This is a genomic window from Leisingera sp. S2M4 (assembly GCF_055398055.1).
In genome coordinates this window covers 257006-274743 of record NZ_AP040862.1, presented here as the reverse complement: position 1 = coordinate 274743, position 17738 = coordinate 257006, and the positions used below count along the sequence as shown (strand labels likewise).

The 17738-nt window shown below is 60.5% G+C and carries 15 protein-coding genes; all 15 read right to left on the bottom strand.

Going from position 1 to position 17738, the window contains the following annotated elements:
- Positions 1-92: 92 nt before the first annotated feature.
- The gene (locus ACZ52D_RS17575) at positions 93-1628 is read right to left on the bottom strand and encodes a class I adenylate-forming enzyme family protein (RefSeq protein WP_464443565.1); all 1536 of its coding nucleotides are present in this window, start codon (positions 1626-1628) and stop codon (positions 93-95) included.
- Positions 1625-2647 carry an NAD(P)H-dependent flavin oxidoreductase gene (locus tag ACZ52D_RS17570; RefSeq protein ID WP_464443564.1) on the bottom strand — a complete coding sequence of 341 codons (1023 nt, stop codon included), beginning with the start codon at positions 2645-2647 and terminating at the stop codon, positions 1625-1627. Before ACZ52D_RS17570 ends, ACZ52D_RS17575 begins: the two co-directional genes overlap by 4 nt.
- Positions 2644-3441, bottom strand: coding sequence for an oxepin-CoA hydrolase, alternative type (locus ACZ52D_RS17565; RefSeq protein WP_464443563.1), 798 nt, complete (start codon positions 3439-3441; stop codon positions 2644-2646). Before ACZ52D_RS17565 ends, ACZ52D_RS17570 begins: the two co-directional genes overlap by 4 nt.
- Entirely contained in the window at positions 3441-3881 is a 441-nt protein-coding gene (locus ACZ52D_RS17560; protein ID WP_222455556.1) for a PaaI family thioesterase, read from the bottom strand. The genes ACZ52D_RS17565 and ACZ52D_RS17560 overlap by 1 nt, the downstream gene beginning before the upstream one ends.
- A 3-nt stretch (positions 3882-3884) precedes the next feature.
- On the bottom strand, positions 3885-5018 hold the full coding sequence (locus tag ACZ52D_RS17555) for an acyl-CoA dehydrogenase family protein (RefSeq protein ID WP_464443562.1): 1134 nt from the start codon (positions 5016-5018) through the stop codon (positions 3885-3887).
- A gap of 9 nt (positions 5019-5027) precedes the next feature.
- Positions 5028-6224 (bottom strand): acyl-CoA dehydrogenase family protein, encoded by a 1197-nt coding sequence (locus tag ACZ52D_RS17550; RefSeq protein WP_464443561.1) that lies wholly within the window; start codon positions 6222-6224, stop codon positions 5028-5030.
- Between the two features lie 13 nt (positions 6225-6237).
- Positions 6238-7413, bottom strand: coding sequence for an acetyl-CoA C-acyltransferase (locus ACZ52D_RS17545; protein ID WP_464443560.1), 1176 nt, complete (start codon positions 7411-7413; stop codon positions 6238-6240).
- A 12-nt stretch (positions 7414-7425) separates the two neighbouring features.
- A complete protein-coding gene (locus ACZ52D_RS17540) occupies positions 7426-9519 on the bottom strand; it encodes a 3-hydroxyacyl-CoA dehydrogenase NAD-binding domain-containing protein (RefSeq protein WP_464443559.1) in 2094 nt (697 codons plus the stop codon).
- Between the two features lie 95 nt (positions 9520-9614).
- Entirely contained in the window at positions 9615-10424 is an 810-nt protein-coding gene (locus ACZ52D_RS17535; protein ID WP_222455561.1) for an IclR family transcriptional regulator, read from the bottom strand.
- A gap of 29 nt (positions 10425-10453) precedes the next feature.
- Positions 10454-11791: a TRAP transporter large permease gene (locus tag ACZ52D_RS17530; RefSeq protein WP_417473809.1), complete on the bottom strand. Its 1338-nt coding sequence runs from the start codon at positions 11789-11791 to the stop codon at positions 10454-10456.
- Positions 11791-12306 carry a TRAP transporter small permease gene (locus ACZ52D_RS17525; protein WP_464443558.1) on the bottom strand — a complete coding sequence of 172 codons (516 nt, stop codon included), beginning with the start codon at positions 12304-12306 and terminating at the stop codon, positions 11791-11793. The genes ACZ52D_RS17530 and ACZ52D_RS17525 overlap by 1 nt, the downstream gene beginning before the upstream one ends.
- A 78-nt stretch (positions 12307-12384) precedes the next feature.
- On the bottom strand, positions 12385-13434 hold the full coding sequence (locus ACZ52D_RS17520; protein WP_464443557.1) for a C4-dicarboxylate TRAP transporter substrate-binding protein: 1050 nt from the start codon (positions 13432-13434) through the stop codon (positions 12385-12387).
- A 422-nt stretch (positions 13435-13856) separates the two neighbouring features.
- Entirely contained in the window at positions 13857-15527 is a 1671-nt protein-coding gene (locus ACZ52D_RS17515) for a BCCT family transporter (RefSeq protein ID WP_464443556.1), read from the bottom strand.
- Between the two features lie 107 nt (positions 15528-15634).
- A complete protein-coding gene (locus ACZ52D_RS17510; RefSeq protein ID WP_464443555.1) occupies positions 15635-16603 on the bottom strand; it encodes an FAD-binding oxidoreductase in 969 nt (322 codons plus the stop codon).
- A 171-nt stretch (positions 16604-16774) separates the two neighbouring features.
- Positions 16775-17650, bottom strand: a complete 876-nt coding sequence (locus ACZ52D_RS17505; RefSeq protein ID WP_464443554.1) for a LysR family transcriptional regulator — start codon at positions 17648-17650, stop codon at positions 16775-16777.
- Positions 17651-17738 lie beyond the last annotated feature (88 nt).

The following is a 17738-nucleotide window of genomic DNA, read 5'->3' as shown; positions in this document are numbered from 1 at the left end:
GGTCCGTGAAGCAGGACGACCTTCGGTCGTTTTCTGGCGGCGGCTTTCATCCCGGCCGGGGTTGGAACCATTCATGTCATTCACCACCTGCGCTATCCCTCTGCCGTGGGTCGGGCCAGCTGGTCCGCGAAAACGGACAGCAGTTTGTGTTTCAGAATCTTGCCTGTCGGCGCAGCCGGGAGCTGGGTTGTCAGGATGATGCGGGATGGCCGCTTGTACCCAGTCAAACGATTGGCAGCAAAGGCGGCGAGTGCCTCCTGGTCCAGCGCCGCCGGATCAGCGCACTGAACAAAGGCGAGGATTTCCTCGTCGCCGTTGACGGAATTGCCGATCACGGCTGACTGGATCACGTCTGGGTGGTCGTTCAACGCGGCTTCGACCTCGGGCGGGTAGACGTTAAATCCGCCGCGAATGATGAGTTCCTTGCAGCGTCCCACAACGTGCAGATTGCCCGCCTCGTCCATCTTTCCAAGATCACCGGTGCGCAGCCATCCGTCTGCGTCAATGGCGCGTGCGGTTTCTGCCGGGTTCCTGAAATATCCCTTCATGACCTGCGGGCCGCGGACCAGAATTTCACCGGCATCCGGATCGCCCTCCGCGCCGACCGAGGTGTCGAGCCGGATTTCTGTCTCCGGCAACGCAAAGCCCGCACTGATATCCGGAGATCCGATAGGATTGCGGGTGCTGCAGACGCCTGCGGTGCTTTCCGTCAGCCCGTACCCGTTCTGCAAGGGCAGCCCGTAGAAAGCCTCGGCCTTGCGTTTCCATGCCGGATCAAGGGGGGCTGCGCCGGAGGAAACATAGCGCAATTTACTGTTTTCGAGCCGTGTAAGCCCCCGATCCTTGGCATATTGCATCAGCAGGGCGTGCATCTGCGGCACCGCGGGCAGAACGGTGGCTTTGTCCATCAGCGCCGCATACAGGGCGTCCGGACGAAAGCGGGGTTCAAGCTGGATCGTCGCCCCGATACCGCAGGCGGCCATCAGCATAGAAGCAAGCCCGAAAACATGGGTCAACGGCAGCACGCCATAGATCCTGTCGTCCTGTCTCATGCCGCGCAGTTCGGCCGAGGCCCTGCCGGCAAAGCGCAGGTTGGCGTGTGTCAGCATCACCCCTTTGGGGTCGCCAGTGGTGCCGGTCGTGTAGAGCAGAACGGCGGTTTCGTTCGGGCCGCCCTCGACCACTTCCGGGGCGCTGGCACCGGTGACGGCGATGGCGAAACTCCCAAAAGAAGCTTCCTGCGGTTCAGCGCGCGCGGTTTCCGCATGTGCTGCGGCTTCTTTGGAGGCTTCGGTTGTGAAGACAGTCACGCGCGGCGTTGCATGCGCCATCACGCGGGCGATTTCGGTTGCGGTCATCCGCGCATTGATTGGCAGCGCGTAGGCCCCGACGATGCTGGCCGCAAAAATGAAGACCGCCGTCGTGATGCAGTTTTCAGCCACGATCGCGACGCGGTCGCCAGGCTGCACGCCCCGGTTTTGCAACAAGGTGGCGGCTTCGGCGATCGCCGCCTGGTATTCAGTGTATGTGACCTGGTGGCCGCTGCCATCTATGAGGGCAATCGCATCGGGATAGGCACGCGCGCTCTCCTCGACAAGATGATGAATCCGGAAGCTGTTTTCGGTCATGATGCCAGCACCTCTGCGCGTTGCGTTGCAAGGGATTGGGGGCGCAGGCGCGCCAGCGCGACACCTGCCTCTTGTTCCAGTTGGGCGACAATGTCTGCCAGCGGGGCGATGGCGTCGGTCAGGCCCAGGGCCTGTCCTGCGGACAACATCCCGCGCGACACGTCGCCGGTTTCATATGCCTTGCGGCCAATCGCGCCGGACACATAAGGCATCAGTTCGGCAATGCTGATATCGGGGTTATCTGCCTCAAGCTGCCGCACGATCTCGGTCGTTTCGTTGCTGAGCGTGCGGACCGTGTTGCGCACGCTGCTCATCGTCAATGCCGTGTCTCGTTCGTTGGCTGCCACCAAGGCCCGCTTGTATTGCGGGTGCGCCGAGATTTCCTCGGACACCAAAAAGCGCGTGCCGATCACGACGCCCGCAGCGCCGGAGGCCAGGGCCGAGACGATCTGGCTACCGGCACCGATGCCACCGCCGATCAGAAAGGGGATGTCGAGCTGACGTTCGGCCAGCGCCTGGTTGACCATGCTTCCGATCAGATCGAGCCCGGGGTGGCCGCCGCATTCCGCGCCGACGATGGAGACCATGTCGACCCCAACTTGCTGTGCCTTCACCGCGTAGCGCACGCTTGGCACCTTATGCAGAACTTGGATGCCAGCGTCCTTGAGGAACGGTAAGAAGGCTTCGGGATTGCGCCCCGAGGTTTCGACAAAGCGCACGCCCTCATCCGCGATCAGGCGGAAAGTGTCCGCAATCCTTTCGCCTTCGACCAGTTTGGGCAGCATTGAGACATTCACACCAAACGGGCGATCACCGCAGAGCTTTCGGCACGTCGCGATCTCGGCGCGCAGGTCGGCGGGCTCGGGAAAACTGGCCGCCGTGAGGAAGGACATGATGCCGGCATTGGCACCGGCAGCCACATAGGACGCATCCGAGAGCCACATCAGGCCACCGGCGACAATGGGCAGACGGCACCCATAGGTCCGAGTAACGGCGGTGTCGAAGGTCGGATCTGTCATGTGGTGCCTCGCGCTTTGGTAAAGTCAGGACGGCGTTTTTCGAGGAATGCGGTGATGCCTTCGGCGGCTTCCGCGGCAGCAATGGCATCCGCCATTGCATCGCGTTCAGCGTTCATCTGCTCCACGCGGGATGACGTATGTGCGCTGTTGACCAGCGCTTTGATGCGGCCCTGGGCACCGGATGGCCCGGCGGCCAGCCTCTCGGCCAGCGCAAGCGCGGCCGGGACAACGTTGCCCGCGGGTTCAATCTGCGAGATGGCCCCAAGGCTGAACAGGCGTTCTGCCGTCACCGGCTCCCCCAGCAAGGTCATGCGCATCACCAACTCGCGTGGCAGGTGCGCGGCCAATGTGCTGGTCAGGCCACCATCGGGGACCAGTCCGGCCTTGACATAGGCGGCGGTGAATGTCGCATCCCGGTCAGCCACGATCATGTCGCAGGCGAAGGCAAGCGATACACCGGCGCCAGCCGCGCCGCCCTCGACGGCGGCGATCACCGGTTTCGGGCAATTCAGGACCGCGCGGATCACGTCGTGCAGTTCTTCAATTCGCGCGAGACGCTGATCTCGGGACATCTCCCGGCGGGTTACAAGCAGGCTCAGGTCGCCACCAGCGCAGAAATATCCGCCTTCTCCTCGCAGGACGACCGAGGCGATGCGGGGCTCTCTCGCCGCAAGGTCTAGTCCATCGACCAAAACGCGATAGAGGTCCGGCGACAGCGCGTTACGCTTCGAGGTGTTCGAATTGACAACAATCAGGTGATCACCATGGTCTTCGCAACGGGCAAGCTCATGCATCAGCCGTCACTCCCTTTCGGTGCGTCCAATTTGTCCGCTGGAACGCGCTTGAATACACCCGTTGCCGTGGCGATCAGCCGACCCGACCCGTCCCGCAATTCGCCATCCACGAACAATAATGAACGGCCACCACCCACGATTTCACCGGTTGCGATCAGTTTTGATTTCTCGGTCGCAGCAGCGACGAACTGCGTGGTGAGCGAGACGGTCAGGAACGGTGCGCGGCCGCTTGGGTCAACCGACAGGCTGGCGGTTGCGCCCATGGCGCTGTCCAGCATCGTCGTGGCGATGCCACCGTGCAGGACATTGTGGCGATTGAGGTGATGATCTGTCACCGACAGCGTGCAACGAGCACGCTTGTCGGGTTGTCCGACGTCAATGACATAGCCGATCAGCCGCTGCGTGCCGGTTTCGTCTTTTATCAGATCGCCCGCCGTCATGGATCAAGCCACGGCCAGCGAGATAAAACGGTCGAGGTGATAGATTGCATCGCCAAACCGGTGATCGACCATGATCAGCCGCTTGGCGAGATGCCCCAACTCGTACTCGTCGGTCATGCCGATGCCGCCGTGCATCTGAATGCTTTCTTCGGTAACAAGTTTGGCGACATAGCCGATCAGGTTCTTGGTTGCGCTCACATGCTTTTCGCGGATCTCCTCAGGGTGATCGATGTGCCCGGCGAGGTTGATAACGGCCGAGCGCGCCTGTTCGATCTCGATCAGAACATCGGCCATCCGGTGTTGCAGCGCCTGGAACTTGCCAATCGGTTTTCCGAATTGCTTGCGGGTCTTGAGGTAGTCGGTGGTCAACTCCCGGATGCTTTCCATCAGGCCAAGCGCCTCGGCGGAGATCGCCAGCGTGGCGCGCGCCTGAGCGTGGGTGATAGCCTCGAATGCACCACCTTCGTCGCCCAGCAGGGCGTCACTGCCCAGTCGGACATCTTCCAACAGGACTTCCGCGGCCTGCCCACCGGAGACAAGCGGGTAGCTGCGCAGCGTCAAGCCCGGGGTGGACGCAGATACTAGGAACAGGCTGATCCCGTCCCGATCCGCCGCGTCACCGGAGGTGCGGGCGCTGACAAGGAGTTGATCGGCAGCGGGGGCATTGACCACCACGGCCTTGCGCCCGTTCAGGACATACCCGTCGCCATCGCGGATCGCCGAGGTTTCGACGCGCGACAGGTCATAGCGGCTCGCCGGTTCGCCATGGGCAAAGGCAAGCTGGACTGAACCGTCAATCACCGCGTCGATGACCGGCTTCTGTGCGTCGTTGCCCAGGGCTGCCACCAGGCCGCCACCAAGAATGGCCGTGTCAATCAGAGGGTCAACCGCGCCAATCCGGCCAAGCTCTTCAAACACAACGGCAATGTCGAACCCGGACCCGGCAAAACCGCCGTCATCTTCGGCAAACAACGCACCGATGACGCCCATCTCTGCAAGACCGGACCAGATATCGCGGGAATATCCGCGGTCACACTCTTTGAGTTCAGCCCGGATGGATGGCGTGTAGCTGTCCCGCAGATACCGGCGCAGACCGTCCTGAAGCATCTGGCGTTCTTCTGTCAGTTCAAAATTCATGGTCTGTCCTTACAGTTCCAGAATGGCTTTGCTGAGGATCGTGCGCTGGATCTCATTCGATCCGCCAAAGATCGACAGTTTTCGGTTATTGAGGTACTGCGCAGTGGCGCCTTCGGCATAGTCGGGGCCCACGGGGCCAAGATTGCTGCCGTCTTCCAACGCCTCCGAGGCGAAGGGCATTGCGTAGGGCCCAACGGCCGACCGGGTGAGCGCGTTGATTTCCTGACGGATGACGGTGCCCTTGATCTTCAGTATCGAGCTTTCGGCACCGGGGGCCTGACCCGCCGCAGCTTTGGACACGACACGCAGGTTGGTCGTTGCCATCGCCATGAGGTCGATTTCGATCCGAGCGATCCGCGCCGCAAAATGCGGGTTCTCAATCAGTGGGCGCCCGTTTGCCTGTTCGAGCCGTGCGATGCGCTTCAGGTTTTCCAGACCGGCATTTGCAAAACCCACGCCTGCAATATTGGTGCGTTCATGGGTCAGCAGGTATTTTGCATAGGTCCAGCCCTTGTTTTCCTCGCCTACACGGTTCTCGACCGGAACCCGGACGTCATCGAAGAACACCTCGTTCACCTCGGGCTCACCGTCGATCAGCACGATCGGGCGCACTTTGACGCCGGGGCTGTTCATGTCGATCAGCAGGAAGGAGATTCCCTCTTGCGGCTTGCCCTCTTTCGAGGTGCGCACGAGGCAGAAGATCTTGTTGGCGTGCTGGCCAAGGGTCGTCCAGGTCTTTTGCCCATTGACCACGTAGTGATCGCCATCGCGTTCAGCAGTCGTGCGGACCGAGGCGAGGTCGGACCCTGCGCCGGGTTCTGAATACCCTTGGCACCACCAGTCTTCCCCACTCAGGATCCGTGGCAGATAGTAGTCCTGCTGTGCCTTGGAGCCGAATTTCTGCAACACCGGGCCAAGCATCCCAAGGCCGAAGGGTACGATACGGGGCGCAGAGGCCCGGGTCATTTCATCCTCGAAAATATGGCGTTGGACCGCATCCCAACCGGCCCCGCCAAACGCCTTGGGCCAGTTTCCGGCAAGCCAGCCCCGTTTGTTGAGGATCGCGTGCCATTCCTCGTGATCCTGCTTGGTCAGAGTTTTTCCGAGCCTGACCTTGTTCACGAGCCGGGCAGGGAGCTCTTCGGCCAGGTAGCTGCGCACTTCATCCCGGAACGCCTTTTGTTCGTCGGTATAATTCAGGTCCATCGGGCGATCCTTCTCAGTAGATTTCAAACAAGCCGGCGGCACCCTGGCCACCGCCGATGCACATCGTCACGACGCCAAGTTTCGCCCCGCGACGATGCCCTTCGACCATCAGATGTCCGGTCATCCGCGCACCGGTCATGCCGAACGGGTGACCCACAGCGATCGAGCCGCCGTTGACGTTGCAGATGTCATTGTCGATGCCGAGCGTATCGCGGCAATAGAGCGCCTGGCTGGCAAAGGCTTCGTTCAGTTCCCAAAGGTCGATGTCGTCGACCTTGACGCCCTGACGTTCCAGCAGACGGGGCACCGCGAAGACCGGGCCGATGCCCATTTCGTCAGGCTCGCAGCCCGCAACTGCAAAGCCGCGGAACGCACCCAGAGGGGTCAGCCCAAGACGTTCGGCCTCTTTGGCGTCCATCATCACCAGCGCGGCGGCACCGTCGCTGAGCTGCGAAGCATTGCCGGCGGTGATGAACTCATCGGGTCCGCGCACGGGCTCCAGTTTCTGCAGGGCTTCCAGCGTTGTCGTGGGGCGGTTGCATTCATCGTGCGAGATGGTTGTCTCAACCTCTGAAACTTCGCCGGTTTCCTTGTCCTTCCGCGCCATGGTGACGGTGATCGGGGCGATCTCCTGATCGAAGCGGCCCGCCTCTTGCGCTGCCGCGGTGCGTTGCTGGCTCTGCAGGCCAAGCTCATCCTGCGCATCGCGGCTGATCCCGTATCGTTTGGCAACGATGTCGGCGGTCTCGATCATCGTCATGTAAAGATCTGGCTTGTTCGCTTCGATCCAGGACTCGCGTGAATGTCGGACCGGTGGTTGCACCATCGAAATGCTTTCAACACCGCCCACCAGCACGGCCTTGGCCCCCTCGTTGTTGATCAAATGGGCGCCCATTGCCACGGCTTGCAGACCGCTGGCGCAGAAGCGGTTTACGGTGGTCCCCGCGATGCTGACGGGCAGGCCTGCGCGGATCACGATCTGGCGTGCGATGTTGCCGCCGGTGACATATTCCGGATAGCCACATCCCCAGACGCTGTCCTCAATCAGCGCCGGGTCTATCCCTGCGCGTTTCACGGCCTCCGCCGCGACGTGCCCGCCCAGGGTTGCGCCATGCGTAATGTTGAAGGTGCCGCGCCCGGCTTTGCCGATGGGCGTGCGGGCGATGGAAACGATAACGGCGTTGGACATGTTGGGTTCCTTTCAGCGCTGGTTCAGGCTGTCGAAATTGCGGCCCTCGGCCACGAGCTGTTCCAGCAGCAGCGCGGGTGACCAGAAGTGATCGTCGGTTTCGGCGAATGTGCGGATGTCGGAGAGAATGCTGTCGAGGCCACGCATGTCGGCGTATTTCATCGGTCCGCCGCGCCAGCGTGGGAAGCCGTAGCCATACAGAAACACGACATCCACATCGAGCGGGCGCTGCGCGATGCCCTCTTCCACCACGCGCGCACCTTCGTTGACCATCGCGGCCATATAACGACGGACAATCTCATCATCGGTGAAGGTGCGGGGGCTGGTGCCAGTCTCTTTGCGGGCCTGCGCGATGATTTGCTCGACCTGTGGGTCGGGTCGCCCTGCGCGATTGCCCTCTTCGTAGATGTAGTAGCCGTGGCCGGTTTTCTGCCCCAGCCAGCCTTTATGATAGAGCGCATCGGCGAAGACCGGGTAGCGGTCGCGCGGATGGGCGTCCGCCGCCTTGCGTTGCCGGGTGGCATAGCCGATGTCGAGGCCTGCGAGGTCGGAGACCTGATAAGGGCCCATGGCGAAGCCGAAATCGGTCAGCAACTTGTCAATCTGATAGGGGCTCGCCCCGTCCAGCACCATGTGATCGGCCGCCGTGCGGTAATGCGATAGAATGCGGTTGCCGATGAAACCCTCGCAGACACCTGCGCGCACGGCGGTTTTGCCGAGCCTTTTCGCAAGCGCAAATGCGGTCGCCACCACGTCCGGCGCGGTCCTGTCGGCAACAACGACCTCAAGCAGCTTCATGACATGTGCGGGCGAGAAAAAATGCAGGCCGATGACGTCTTCGGGCCGCGAGGTCGAGGCGGCGATTTCGTTGACATCGAGGTAGGAGGTATTCGTCGCAAGGATCGCGCCGCGCGGCAGAATTTCGTCCAGCGCGGCGAACACGCTTTTCTTCACATCCATGCTTTCAAAGACGGCCTCGATAACCAGGCCGACGTCGGACAGGGCACCATAATCGGCAACGGTCTTGAGGGAGCTCGCAAGAATCTCGTCACGTCGGTCGCTGCCAATCTTGCCGCGCTTCACGGCGGCGTCGAGGTTTCTGGCGATGGTCGCGCGGGCCTTTTCCGCGGCCTCGGTGTCGCGTTCGACCAGTGTCACTGCGAGGCCGTTCAGAACCGCCGAGGTGGTGATGCCCGCTCCCATGGTGCCGCCGCCGATAATGCCGACACCTGCAATGTCACGAGGCGCAACGTCAGCGATCTCCGGTAATTTCGATACGGCGCGTTCGGCGAAGAACGCATGGATCAGCCCACTGCGTTGGGGCGTGTCCATCAAGTTCTGGAACAGGCGGCGCTCTTCCTTCAGCCCTTCGGCAAAGGATTTCCCGAGCGCGGCTTCGACCGCTTCAACCGCGGCCAGCGGAGCCACCTCGCCGCGGAGGGAGTGTTCAAGCTTCGTGCGCCAGTTTTGAAGGGCTCCTTCCTCATCCGTGGCACGGGGCATGCCGCTGATCGGGCGGGGCGGGGCTCTGTGCTCCAGCAGTGAGTGCGCGTAGGCAAGGGCCGCCTCGCGAATGTCGCAGCCATCGCCGATCTGGTCGATCAACCCGGTCTCAAGCGCATCGCCTACGGTTACCGGCGTCCCGCTGGTGATCATTCTGAGGGCAGCGTCGATCCCGACGATACGCGGCAGACGCTGCGTGCCGCCTGCGCCCGGAATGAGGCCAATCTTAACTTCAGGCAAGCCCAACCGCGTGCCGGGCAATGCGATGCGGTAATGGGCGCCAAGGGCCACTTCAAGCCCGCCGCCCAGTGCCATGCCGTGAATGGCGGCGACAACGGGTTTGTCGCAGGCTTCGATCTGGCTGATCACGTCCGGCAAGCTGGGGCTTTGCGGCGGCTTGCCGAATTCGGAAATATCGGCCCCCCCGATGAACATCCGCCCAGCCCCGACAATCACCGCAATAGCGGCCGTGTCGTCAGACTGAAAGCGCGCGAAAGCTTCAGAAAGGCCGTGTCGGATGGCCTGTGACAGCGCGTTGACCGGAGCATTGTCGACAGTGACCACCGCCACCCGGCCAACATTTTCGTAGGATACCGATCCCATCAATTTGCCTTTCCTTGGTTCATTCACTTGATAACCGATTCATCTATTAATTTCAATATGCGATACTGAATTCCACTATGCGGTATTTTAAACCATCACAGATCTCGATTCGTCTTTGAAAACCCCTGGCCCATCATCCGTTCGAGCTCTTGCACGGTTTCACGCAGTTTTGGGCCGACCTCGGTACGCATCCGGGGCACGGACAGCATTTCGGGCAGGGCGCCGCAGGTGAATATCACCGGTTCGCTCAGGTCGCGGGAATAGAACGGGGAGGCCACCGCGTGGATGTTGGAGGCAAAATATTCATCGGGATCGGTGACGACGAAACCTGTGGTCACAAGCTGATTATGCGCCGTGCGGCGAATTTCCGTTGCGCGCTCGCGGGTCAGGCCGCGGTCGCCATCTGCCGCGGTCACGATCTGATCGAACCCTTCTTCGGAGGTCGAGGCCAGCAGTGCATGGCCGGAGGATGTTCCGTTGAATGGCAGCCGATGCCCGACTTCAAGCCAGAGCGAGGCAACCCCCCGTGGCCGCCATGTCTTGACGATCAGCAGCTTGCCGTCGTCTCGCACCAGCAACAGGGCAAGGGTGCCTGTCTCATCCGCCAGCCGTTGCATCAGCGGCGATGACAGATCCACAAAGGAGATCGATGCGCTTGCCATGTTGCCGAGCGCCAGCAACGCGGGGCCGGGGCGATAGCGGTCATGGCGCCGCGCATGGGTGAGATAGCCGAGCTTTTGCAAGGTGAAGGTCAGCCGCGACACCGTGGATTTGGGAATACCGGTACGCTCCGAGATATCGGCATTGCCCAGGCCATCGTCGGATGGCCGGAATGCCCGCAAGACGCTCAAGCCGCGCGCCAGTGTGGTCGCGAACCTTCTATCGGTTTCAATCTCGTCGGGCATAGTGTTCCTCATCACCTTGTTATCCCGGTCTACATCGAGTTCGGGATCAGCAGCGAAATGACCGGGAAGGCAATGATCAGGATCAGAACGATCACGTCAACTGTCAAAAATCGCAGGATTCCGGAGAATATTCTGTCGATCGACACGTCCTTGCCCACAACGTTTGCGATGACGAACACATTCAACCCAACCGGCGGCGTGATCAGACCGATCTCCAGCAGCTTGATGACAACGACGCCGAACCAGATCAGGTCGAAGCCGTAATTTTCCACCAGCGGGATCATCAGCGGCAAGGTCAGCACCATGATGCCGATGGGATCCAGGAACATGCCAAGCACCAGGTAGATCACCGCGATGGCCGCCAGCAGCATGACTGGCGAAAGCTGCGCGTCTGTCACGGCGCTGACGATGCTCGGGGCGACCCCGGTCAAGGCGATGAAGGCGACAAAGATTTTGGCCGCAGCGGCAATCAGGAAAATGCTGGCGGTCTGAATGCAGGTTTCGCGCAAGGACTCGATCACTCCGCGGAGATCCAGCTTGCCTTGCGCGAAACCGATGGCGACTGCTGCGGATACGCAGACCGCAGCCGCCTCGGTCGCCGTGAAGATGCCGCCATAGATACCGCCAACAATGATAACGAAGAGGCCAATCGCCGGCCAGGAATCCAACGCGGCCCGGCCCCGGTCCCGCATCGTGATCTGCCCTTCGAACCTCGGCGCCGCTTCTGGTGTCCGGTGCACCCAGAGGAAGATGACGAGAACGAAACCCAGCAATGAAATGAGGCCGGGCAGTATGCCTGCGAGGAACAGGGCGCTGATCGAGGTTTCGGTGAAAATCCCGTAGATGATGAACAGGACAGAAGGCGGGATGAGCGATCCGAGCGTCCCGCCCGCGGCGACGCTGGCAGTGGCAAGCCGCTTGTCATAGCCCATGCGCAGCATCTCTGGCGAACAGATCCGCCCCATAGTGGAGGCACAGGCGATGGACGATCCGGTGATCGCAGAGAACCCGCCGCAGCCGACAACCGAGGCCATCGCGACACCACCGGGCACACTCGCCAGCCACACGCGGGCAGCTTGATAGATCTTCGTCGTGATCTCGGCGCGATAGGCAATGTGGCCAAGCGCGATGAACAGCGGGATCATGGACAGATCGTAAGAATGGATCAGGTCGAAGGAATTGGAAAAAACCAATGACGTCGTGGGTTTCAGCGCCCGTTCAGGTGCGAAGGCACCGGTGCGAAACGCAAAGATGACAAAGGTGCCAACTGTGGCGACTCCGGCAAGTGCAAAGGCGATGGGTACCCTGACCGCAAGCAAGCCGATGACACAGGCGAAGGCGACGATGCCGATGACGGTGCCGTCCATCAGACGCTCTCCTCATGTTCTTGAGCCGGGGAAACCACGCTGCCACCGGCGCGGATCGTGCGAAGGTCGCCGATCACCATTAGCAGCAGCCGAAGCCAGCAGAAGGAAATTCCGACAAGGAAAACCACCCGACCCGGCCATTTTGGCAGGTTGAGTTGACCAAAGAAGAAGGCGCCGCTTTCGACGGTATGGGCAACCTCGCGCCAACCCGAGTAGATCAGGGGGGAGAGGGCAAAGAGACCAAAGGCGCTTCCACCGACGAGCAGCCAGTCCTGCACGCGGAGGGGCATCATTTTGCTGAGAAACTCCACCACGATATGCGCCCGGTCCAGTGTTGCCACTGCCAGGGGCAAAACGATCGCGGCGACCATCAGTTCGCGCACGATCACAATGGTGTCCGGGATGCCGGAATTGAATGCGGCCCGCAGGAATACGCTGCCTGTGATCAACGCGCCAAGGCCGACAACGGCGACAACCGCCAAGTCGAGCAATAGCTTTTCAACGCGACGCAACATCGGTCAACTCCGTCGAAATAGTATGAAGGGAAGTGCCGCGGCGCCGGTCTTGCGCCGCGGAGATATGTGCAGCTGGTCTTAGCCGCGCGCCCAGGGATAGCCTTGGCTGTCACGCTCTTCGGCATATTTTTCCAGAAGCGTGCGGTATTGTTCCAACAGCGACGTGCCGTCGAGCCCCGCCGCATTCGCACGCTCGACCCATTCATCAACGTATTGCTTGCCTTGCTGAACCAGCTTGTCGCGCTCTGCCGCTGGCAAGTCGACGACCTCGACACCGGCGTCCTTCATTGTCTCCAAGGCCGCGTCATTGGCCGCGGTAATCAGTTCACCCAGTTTGTCGGCCATCGCGATACCGGCATCAGCCATCGCGGACTGGGTCTCGGCGTCGAGGGAGTCGTACACATCCTTGTTCATGAAAATTCCCAAGGCACCGACCTGACCCCAATTGAGCAGGGTGTAGCTGGTCATGACTTCCTGTTGCTTCAGCGCGGCAACGGCGTAGGAGTAGCCTTGCGAACAATCCAGCAACCCGGTGTCGAGACCCTGATAGGCATCGTAGATCGGCATCGCGACCATGTTTGCACCAAAATCGCGGAAGGTGTCGCCATATGCGCCGACGCCACGGACTTTCAGACCGGAAATATCCTCGACCGTGCGAATTGCCACGTCCTTGCACGCAATGTTCACTGCCGAGGTTGTGAAAGTGCCGATGTATACGAGGTTCTGGTCCGCCAGGCTTTTCGTGATCGCGTCGGAGGTCCGCATCAACTCGTCCGTCGCGCGCATTCCGACCCAGGCATCCTCATTGCGCATCGGCAGGTCGGCGAAGCTGTAGCTCAGCATTTCCTGCGGGAAATACACTGCGATGACCGTGCCGAGGTCCGCCACCCCATCGGCAATGGATTGTGCGGCGGCATTGGCTTTGAACAGCGCTCCCCCCCATTGAATGTCGATATTTACTTCGCCGTTGGTGCGCGCCGTTACGTCGTCGGCAAAGGACTGCAATGCTGCGGCCCGGGCGCCCCGATTCGGGCCGGCTTCTCCCAGAATCAGCGTTGTGTCGGCGCTCGCGATTGTCGCGGCTGCCAAGCAGAGTGCCGCCGCGGTGGATGCTAGCAGGGCTTTCATTAGGTCTCCTCCCTAAATTCTACTATGCGGTTTTGAATTCCATTTATACGAACGGTAAGGGGAATAGTTGCGAGGAGTCAAGCTGAGTGTTTCTTTCAGGGCACCGCGAGCAGGGCACCCGTCTTCAAAGCGCCCGTGAAGGGTGGCTGGATTTTCCACATCGTCCGAAATACTGCGACCGCTAAGTTGCCGCACTCTGATATGGGTTCGCGGAAATCCCCGTAGCGCTCTGCAGTCGCATGTTTGGCTATAAAGACCCGCTGCAACGCAGCCCGTCGCCATGTTCGAGGTCATGTTGCCTTTTCAGTTAGTCGACAGGCCGAGTGCGCAAATGTCGCTGACCCATCAACGTACTTTGGGACCTAGTGTAAGGTCGGCATGAAACCCGCTGAGCTGATGGCAGGCAGCCCAGCGGTACATGCTTAAGAACCGCGCTCCGGGAAGGCCGTTGGCTCACCGTGTGACGCGCGGATACTGTCATTCAAAATCGCCTTGATCAGGGCAACGCACATCAGCACCATCACCAGCGAGAACGGCAGCGCGCCGATCACCATCGCGGTTCGGATCGCATCCAGGCCGCCGACCAGCAGCAGTGCTGCCACCACGAGGCTCAGCGCTACACCCCAAAAGAGGATATGCGGACGGGCTTTGGGGCCTTCGTCGCCTGCGGCGTTGATCGTATTCACGATCAGCACCGCGGAATCGGCAGTGGTGACTAGGTAGGTCATCAGGAGAACCACGATCGCCACGGCCATGATCCACCCGAGCATGTCGCCGAGCATGTAATTGGTCATGGCAAAGATCTTGTCCCCATCGGAGGCACCAAAGATCGTGCCGTTGGCGCCACCGGATATCTCCAATTCAATCGCCGTTCCGCCAGCAAAGGCAAACCAGACAAAGCACATGAGTGCCGGAACGATGACCGCGCCAAGGACAAACTCGCGGATCGTGCGCCCGCGCGAGATCCGCGCCAGGAACAGGCCCACAAAGGGCGCGAAGGCCACCCACCAAGCCCAGTAGAACACCGACCAGCCGCCCTGCCAGGCTTCCAGTTTGTCGGTCACACCGCCGCTGCCGTCGCCCTTGTAGATGGTGAAGAGCAGGTCAGGTAGCGCCAGAACATAGTGCCACAGGCCAACGAAAAGCGCGTAGATACCAAAACCGGTAGCACCAAAGACGAGAAAGAAAACCAGAAGGAAAATCGACAGTCCCATGTTGAGATTTGACAGCCATTTTATGCCTTTGCCCACTCCGGAAAGCGCCGACAACGTGGACGCACCCATGATGATCACCAACGCCACGATGATACCGGTGGCCGAGGCGGTGCCTTCGCCGTTTAGCAACCAGCCGCCGACGCCGATGCGTGCCATGCCAGCCACGAATTGCTCGACCCCGAAGCCCAGCGTTTGAGCCACTCCCAAGATCGTGGCGATCACCGCAACGATGTCGACCAGATGTCCGGTCCAGCCGGACAGGCGACTTCCGAACAAGGGGGCCAACGCCGAACGGATGGTCAGCGGCAGCCCGCGACGGTAGGCGAAAAAGCCCAATGCCAGCCCGGCAATTGCATAAGAAGCCCATGCCGAGAAGCCCCAGTGCAGGTAGGACCATTTGTAGGCGTTGAGAATATTGTCCGGGCCTGCCGCGGTGGCAAAGCCCTGAATGACATCCGGGTTGTTCTGGAAGTGGTAGACAGGCTCGGCCACGGCCCATGTAAGCATGCCGACCCCGATCCCGGCACCGAACATCATGGAGAACCAGGAAAACCTCGAGAATTCCGGTTTGTCGTCGTAGCGGCCGATTTTCAATCGCCCTGCAGCAGGCCAGAGCGCCAAACCGATGCAGACAAGCACGAAAGCTGCCATTACCAGAATGTACCAAGAGGCGAAGTGAGTCAGGATGAAGCTGTTGACCCCGGCCAGGACCGAGCCCGCGTTTTCCGGAAAGGCCACGGCCCAGAGCACCAACCCGCCGACCGCCAGTTTGCCGGTCACCGTGACGTCGACATTGAAGCCGGAGTAAAATCCTTTCTCAGCCGTCTTGATCGGGAGGACTCTTAAGGGTTCCCTTATCCTCCTTTTTATATTGGACATACTTGTTCCTCCCTTATGGTTCTAGATGCGTGGTTTGACCATCTTCGTGCCGTTCAAGGGGCTGTGCCGCGTCGCCTCCGCTCTGAGCGGGTAAGCGCTGTGACTTCTCACGCGTCGAGTGCGACTGCGCCTTTGGGCCAGCTGCAGCAGGCCAGTACATAGCCAGCCTCGGCCTCGCCCGGCTGCAGCCCGCCCATGTCCTGCATTTCGACCTGCCCTTGGGTCAGCACCACCTTGCAGTTGCCGCAGACCCCTTGCTGGCAGGCGGAATCGATCCAGACACCGGCATTCAGCGCCGCTTCCAGCAGCGTTTCGCCCTGGGCGCAGTGGCCGTTCTTGCCGCTGAGAGAAAAGAACACCTCGCCGCCGGTGCCGGAGGCTTCTTCGATAGTGACCTTCTCGCCGAAGCTCTCTTCGTGGACCGCCGCAAAGGGAATCTTGTCGGCAACCGCACGGGCCGCTTTCATGAACCCCTCCGGGCCGCACATGAAGATGCTGCGCTCAGCGTGGTCCGGCACCAGCCTCTGCATCAGCTCCGCCGATATCTGCCCTGTCTCACCCGTAAAGGAAGGGTCATCCGCCGAGTCCACTACCAGATGCACGGTCACGTTCCGGAACCGCTTCCCTAGGAACTCCAACTGGTCACGGAAGATGATGTCTTTCGGGGAACGGGCGAAATGTACAAAGACCACATCCTTGGGAAGGGTCACATCGGTGATGTACTGCAGCATCGACATCACCGGGGTGACGCCGGAGCCGCCCGACAGCAGAAGCGGTTTTTCGCAGGAAATGTCTATCCAATTGAAGCTGCCGGAGATATCGGCAATTTCCACTTCGGCGCCAGGCCGAATTTCATCGTTCAGGTAGTTCGACACCAGCCCGCCCGGTACCCGCTTGACGGTTACCTGGATATTGTGCGGCCGGGTCGGAGTGGAGGAAATCGAATAGGCCCGAACATGGGCTTTACCTGCGATTTGGAAGCTGAAGGTGACATACTGTCCGGGTTTGAAGTCAAAGCTGCGGCTCTGACTGTCTTCAAAGACAAAGGTCTTGCTGTCGTGCGTCTCATCGATCACGGCCTTGCAGATCAGGGTTGCAGGCCCGCCTGAATAACAGGGTTGAGAGTTTGCTGAGCTCAGCGAAAACGGGCTATCGGTAGCGACGAGCATGGTGCGGGAACCTCCACGATTGAATTCGTGGGAAGATACCCGGCACCCCGCCCGGTAAAATGCACCAGAAATGCCTCTTTAATCGAAACTTTCGATTATTCGGGCCTGGATCAGCTTCTGGAAGAGCAGAACGGCCTGCGCGACAAGCGGATCGTGGCGTTTGCGGCTGTGAACAATGGAATACAAAGGCTGCGGTATGACGGGCGCTCCTTCCACCAGGTGCAGACCGGGAATGGTCTCCATCAGGCTGGGGGCGGACAGGCTGGGAAAATAGGCTGTGCCGCCGTCTGCCTTTAGAAAACCGGACGCCAGATCGTCACTGCCAACCACTGTCGGAACATGCAGCAGATTTGGAAACAACTCGTCGTGCTGACGGTCGAAGTAGGAGGTGTAGGCCACCTTGATGTATCGGGTCCAGTCGACTTCAATCAACCTGCAGCAGTCGGTCGACATCATCACGTAGTTTTCGGCGCCAAATTCCGCCACGTGCACGTCGGGAAACTGCTGCGGTGCAAAAACGATTCCCACGTCGGTTTCACCGGTCAGGACATCACGTTGGATCTGCTGCGAAAAATTTGCCTCCAGATAAAGGTCTAGCTTGGGCACTTGCCCACGTATCTGCTTTGCCCAATCGACCAGGACTGGCTGGGCCAGCGTGAACTGGACTGAAACCCGAAGACGCGGCCGCGCCAAACCGCTACCGGCGGAGACGTCCCGCTTGGCCAGGCTCCATGCCGCCAGAAGGGATCGGCAATGTGTCTCAAACCGCCGCCCGGCTGCTGTCGGATCAGCCCCGCCACGGCCGCGCTCGAACAGCCGCGTGGCCAGTTCGTCCTCCAGCTGCCGGATCCGTGCGCTGACGGTCGATTGGGTGACGTTCAGCCTTTCGGCGGTGCGGTTGAAGTTCCGGGTTTCCAGAACATCCATGTAGGTGAGGAGCAGCTGACGATTCATTCAATCACTATTTCCGATTAAAAGATGTGTATCAATTGCATTTATTCGCCTTCGATCAGTTTCTATCACTGCGCCTCAGAGACTGCCC